Source organism: Vibrio makurazakiensis (genome assembly GCF_050337375.1).
Taxonomy (GTDB): Bacteria; Pseudomonadota; Gammaproteobacteria; order Enterobacterales; family Vibrionaceae; genus Vibrio; species Vibrio makurazakiensis.
The window spans coordinates 1-5,916 of sequence record NZ_JAKJSW010000239.1; the positions used below are offsets into that span (position 1 = coordinate 1).

General features: G+C 39.9%; 3 protein-coding genes. 2 read left to right on the plus strand and 1 reads right to left on the minus strand.

What is annotated here, in order from left to right:
* Window positions 1-4,483, plus strand: a 4,483-nt coding sequence (locus tag L4C33_RS18855) for an ATP-binding protein (RefSeq protein ID WP_428813950.1), incomplete at its 5' end; no start/stop codon positions are given.
* 210 nt (window positions 4,484-4,693) lie between these two features.
* A complete protein-coding gene (locus L4C33_RS18860) occupies window positions 4,694-4,933 on the plus strand; it encodes a hypothetical protein (RefSeq protein ID WP_428813951.1) in 240 nt (79 codons plus the stop codon).
* 134 nt (window positions 4,934-5,067) lie between these two features.
* Here the strand turns inward: L4C33_RS18860 and copI are convergent, their stop codons facing one another.
* Complete coding sequence (gene copI, locus L4C33_RS18865) at window positions 5,068-5,682, minus strand: copper-resistant cuproprotein CopI (protein WP_428813952.1); 615 nt, start codon at window positions 5,680-5,682, stop codon at window positions 5,068-5,070.
* Window positions 5,683-5,916: the final 234 nt, after the last annotated feature.

A 5,916-nucleotide genomic window follows, 5' to 3' on the forward strand; every position in this document is an offset into this window, starting at 1 on the left:
AATAAAGGGCGATGCCATTACAGTATGGTTTCAACAGCTCTATCCACAAATAGCGACTCAAGAATACGACTCATATAAAGAAGCGCTCATTGGGGTATCAAATGGTGCAGTATTTGGTGTTGTTAGTGAAGTTGTTCCTTCTATGGATTTAGCGAATAAACTCAAGTTGAAAAATTTAAAGGTTAACAACAACGTACAGCATTGGCATGAGGCGGAAGCAAGCATTGCGCTTTCTAGTGATGTCCCACTTTTGAAGGGGATCATTGATAAAACATTAGAAGAGGTGAGCCTTGATGCTCAAAATAAAATCTTCAACTTTTGGCTAGATGAAGACCCATACCGGATGAAAGTAGACGGTATTTTTGATTATGGAAATCCTCCTTATATGTATGCAGACTCACCCACTTTAGGGCTTGAATACTCAATACTTCAAAAGCTGTTTAACAATATGGGTTACCAGATCGGCGAGGCAAAAAGAGCCCCTTTATCATCAAGAGGTGAATTGTTTAATAGTGATACTAGCTTGGAATTTAATGCAGGTATCACTCAGCAGTTTGAAGGTGAACGTTATTATTCTGATCCGATACTGGAGATCGAATACATTGCCATTAGCTTACAAGCTCGAAAGATCGATTTGTCTTCATCTGCAGTGCAAGGAGAGTTGATCTTTGGTTCTATTTTACAAAGCGGAGAGTCACCTAGTCGGGTAGCAATGGAAGCGTTTAGTCAGCATTGGAAGGCAAAGGCGGTAATTGATTACACCGCATTGACTGATAGCTTCGACGCGTTAGTCCATGGCAGTATTGATGTAATTGTTGTTGAAAGACGAGTGTTAGATTGGTTTTTAGAGCACGAAAGTGTGTTGGATAAAAGTAACATTCAAATTCATCGTGACTTCACTAAGAGCTTCCCCATCTCGTTGGAGTTTCGTAATAAAAAGCTACGAGACAAATTCAATGCATCAATTAAGCGTTTTAAATCTGATAGCCACGGTATGCGTAAATTATTTGATGGGCATATCAAACAAGATTTTCGCCCTCAGTTAAAACGCGCAGATATCCTTTCTCAAATTATTGCTTACTACCTTTACTCGAATAGGCTTGAAGATCTCGAAGCCATTTTTGATATTTTTAATTTATCTGAAGATGTTGCCGCGATAGAGATTTTCGATACTCAGCAATCCAGAAAAATATACAGCGCTGTAGCGACGGAAAATGGCTTTAAGCACTTAAGTGATATCAATAGTTCTAACTTAATTAATATCACTAAAGACAGCGTGTATCAGTCGGAAAGTGGTGCGCTAGACGTAGGTAAAGTGACATTTCATTTTTATGCTCGAACGTCTGTAAGTAATTATGCTTATTTGCCTTCTTTAGACCTGTTTGAACACATCGGTGAGAAAGAACTTGATTATGTTTCTAAGGTTTATCAATCCAACAAGTTAACAGGGCAGATATTGAATCTAACGCCTAAGGAGCTGGAGTGGATTAAAAATAACCCTGTGCAGCAGGTTGGCGTTGACCCTAATGCGCTGCCCTATGAAGCGTTTAATGAGAACGGTGAATACATTGGTGTGATTGCCGATTTTCTTAAAATTATTGAGTTAAAAACAGGGCTGACTTTTGAGCCACAAAAAGTCGAAAACTGGGGTGAAACTGCCCAGTTGGGAGCGAAACGAAAAGTCCCAATGATTTCAGCTGCAATCGAAAACCAATCTTTTTTGATTGATTACCGACATAGCGTRGAACTGGTTTCTAACTCATTGGCAATTGGTTCTAAATCAAAATTAAGCGGAGTACAAATCTCAGATCTAGAAGATTGGCGTGTTGGTATTTTGAAAGGGGGCTCAAACACTGAAGCCATTATATCTAGCAACCCATCAGTTAACTGGGTGATGATTGAAAGCACCATTGAAGGGCTAGACAAAGTAGAAAGTGGCGAGCTTGATGCCATGCTTGATACGCTTCATGTTCTCAACTACCTCATTAATGCGAATAGCCTGCATGATATACGCGTTATCGGGCGCTCTGACTATAAAGTAACGCCAACATTCCACGTATTAAGAACAGAACCAACGTTACATTCCATTCTAGACAAGGCGATACAATCAATTCCGTTTCAAGAAAGAAATGATGTTGTAAGGAAATGGACGGCACCTAAATACATCGATAAAACGAACTATCAACTTATCTATACTGTGGGTGGCTTTTCTATTCTGTTTATCTTCATCAGCCTGCTGTGGAACCGAAAGCTGAAAGCAGAAGTTCAGCGTACTAACAAAGCCAGAAAAGAAGCTGAAAACCTTCAAGAACAGATGTTTGGTGTCTTGAATGCTTCACCTATTGCAGCAGCCATTATTCAGAATGATCGAGTCATCTATACCAATGAAAGAGCTTTTGAGCTTTTTGAAATGGAGCATGGCGATGTTGAAAATATCGATGTGGAGTCGATTTATCTCGACAGCGCAGTTCGCAAAGAGATTTATGAGGATATATATGCTCACGGATGTTTGATTAACAAAGAGCTGGATTTAAAAACGTCTAACGGAAAGGTGTTCACCGCACTGACAAGTTATTATCAAATCGACCATCAAGGAAGCCGTGCAACTCTATTCTGGGCTTATGATATCTCCGACCAAAAAGCGYTGAATATTCAACTGGAGCAAGCCATGCTCGATGCTGATTCAGCTAATCAAGCAAAATCCGACTTTTTGGCCAATATGAGCCATGAAATTCGAACACCAATGAACGCCATTCTAGGGATGTCTTACTTAGCTTTACAAGAACAACAGAGTGCAAAAGCCGAAGATTACGTTCGAAAGGTGCATCGTTCTGCTGAATCTCTTTTAAGTATTATCAATGATATTTTGGATTTTTCTAAAATTGAAGCGGGTAAATTGAACATTGAGCAAGCGCCTTTTTTACTTAGAGATACATTGAATGAGCTCCAAGACCTGATAGAAATAGCAGCTCAGGAAAAGTCACTTAACTTAAGATTATCAGCAGATGAAGATGTGCCTAACGGCCTAGTAGGGGATTCGGTAAGGCTTTTCCAAATACTCTTGAACCTATTAGGTAACGCAGTGAAATTTACGCAAAAAGGAGAAGTCAGCCTTTCAGTTAAAATGGTGAGCTTAGACGATAGCGGGGCGTACTTACGATTCAGTGTGTGCGACACAGGGATAGGCATAAGTAGTGAGCAACTAGAACACTTATTTGAGGCATTTTCACAAGCTGATGCCTCGACGACCAGGAAGTTTGGCGGAACCGGTCTCGGCTTAAACATAAGCCAAAAATTAGTCTCGGCGATGGGCGGGAATATAGTGGTACAAAGCGAACTTGGCAAAGGGAGCTGTTTTAGCGTCGATCTTTCCTTTCCTGTTTCTGACCAACCACTAGAGCAATACTTGAGTCATCCGTTCAGTGACCTAGACATTAACTTCCAGAACGCAAAAATCTTATTGGTTGAAGATAACCTGACGAATCAAGAGTTAGCATTGGCTTTCCTCGCGAAGCTTAATACTAATGTGGACGTTGTAGATGATGGTCTACAAGCTGTCGAAAAAGTGAAAGATGAAACGTACGATGCCATTTTAATGGACTTACAAATGCCTGTCATGGACGGTTTTGAAGCCACTCAAACTATCCGAAATTTTAATCATGATGTTCCTATTATTGCGATGTCAGCGAATGCGTTTGGTGATGTGGAAGAAAAATCAAAATCGCACGGGCTTTCAGACTTCATAGAAAAACCCATCTTGATAGAAAACCTGGCGAGTGTACTAGACCAGTGGATCAATAAAGACGGCAGAACCGTGAACGTGAACCTCGATAATATTGATATTCAAACCAGCAATGAAATCGCGGTGTTAGACGTACAACTTGGGCTCATTTACAGCAACCAAGATAAGGCGCTGCTAGATAAATTGATCACTCGGTTTGATGACCAAATAGAAGTCATTGTGAACGAATATCGTAGGTTATTTGAAGGTCATGAGATTGAAGAACTTATACGATATTCACATACTTTGAAAAGCACGTCAGCGGCGATTGGTGCGACAAAGGCCAGCCATGTATTTGCTAAGTTAGAGCGACTCTTTGAGGAGATTAGCAAGCAGTCTGAAAGTGCAGGTGTTTCACAAATTGAAGAACAGCTTAATGAGTTGAGTCGCAGTCTAGAGCTATTACACACTCAAATTATCGAGTATTTAAGCCAAGCTCAACCTGAGCTAAAAGCCAACGTTAATGGAATTGATGCCGGTGATCATTCCGTGGTTTATGAAGATATTTCTGGTGATGAATTGGTGAAGTTGACTGGCTTAATTGACACTTTTGATACAGAAGCAAAAGCAGAAGTTCAAAGGTTAATAGAGCACTTTCCAAGTGCACGGTCTTCATTGGAGGCGGTGTTAGTCAAGGTAGAAGATTACGATTTTGAAGCCGCACAAACAGAGCTTAAAGCGTTCGTTGATAGCATTAGCTAATTCGATTGAACCTTAGTATCTCATTTTAAGTTTGCCTGATTATCTGCTAACTAATTGAGTATTATAAGGAGATCTTGGTCAAATTGATCTGGATTTCATCGTCTTTAATTTGAACTTAATCACTTATTTGTCATTTTCGTCTAGACGCATTTTTAGAATTATTTAGTGTAAATATCCAGTCTGGTATTTTGTGCATTTTAGGGAGGTTCTATGGCATTTTGGTTTTCGATAGCAGAAGCAGATAATAAAGAGTGTCGCCTGATAGGCCCTTTTGATCGTTCRGCAATTGCCAAACGTGAACAAGATATGTTTAGTGATAGCTTTTGGTGTTCAGAAGCGTTCGCTGCCAGGACGAAATCTTGTGCGTTAATGTCGGCAAGAAAGTTGTATAACGCGTTTGAACGTAACACCAGAGCATTGGGTATGGGCCAAGCTAAAGGTGGAGTATAGCCTTAGCTTAACTATAACAATCGAGGGCCTATGAGAACGAATAAAGTAAGATCAATAAGAGCAACGTTAGTTGCTCTTAGTTTTATTAACGATGCCTCTACAGTCTTGACTTAAGCCCTGCGTTAAGTTCTCAGTTAGATTTCGATACTCTTCACCATTCCAGCTTCAGCATGTCCAGGAATGTTACATGCAAACTCAATGTTGTTGTCACCGTGGAAATGCCACACTAGCTGTTTAGCTTTTCCTGGTTTGACCGTTACAGTGCTGCCACTGTCATGAGCGTGACCAGATGTCATTTTTTTCATCATTTCTCTATGCTTGATTTGCTCTGACATCGAACCAATTGAAAACTCGTGGTCTATTTTTCCGGTATTCATTACGACAAACTGAACCACGTCATTCGGTTCAATTTCTACTTCTTTCTTAAACGTTATGCTCATGTCGTCAGCTAAAATCACGTGAACCACTTTGTCTGGCTTTGCTCCTTTTGCTGGCATTCCAACTTCTGACATACCTTCCATATTCATCATGCCAGAGTGGTCCATTTTCATTTTACTATGGTCCATCTTGCTGTGATCCATTTTTGCCATGTTTTTCATCATTGCTGCATGGTCTTCTTTGCTCATTTCTTTCATCATTTTAGCGTGATCTTCAGCGTTCATATCCATCATAGATGAATGATCCATTTTATTTGCTAATACGCCTGTAGCAATAAGAGATAGTGACAGTGCGATAATTGTTTTTTTCATGATATTTCCTTAATTCAGTTTAGGCAGCCTTTAGTATTTAAAGGCTGCAAAGTTGTATTATTCGTTGTCAGATTTAGATTTAGATTTAGATTTAGATTGAAGTTGATTGATTCTCGATGCTTCTATAATTTCTCGATGCTTCCACAATTTGAAAATTGCAGGGATCACGAGCAAGGYCAGTAACAAGGCAGARGCCATTCCGCCTATCATTGGTGCAGCAATACGTTGCATGAC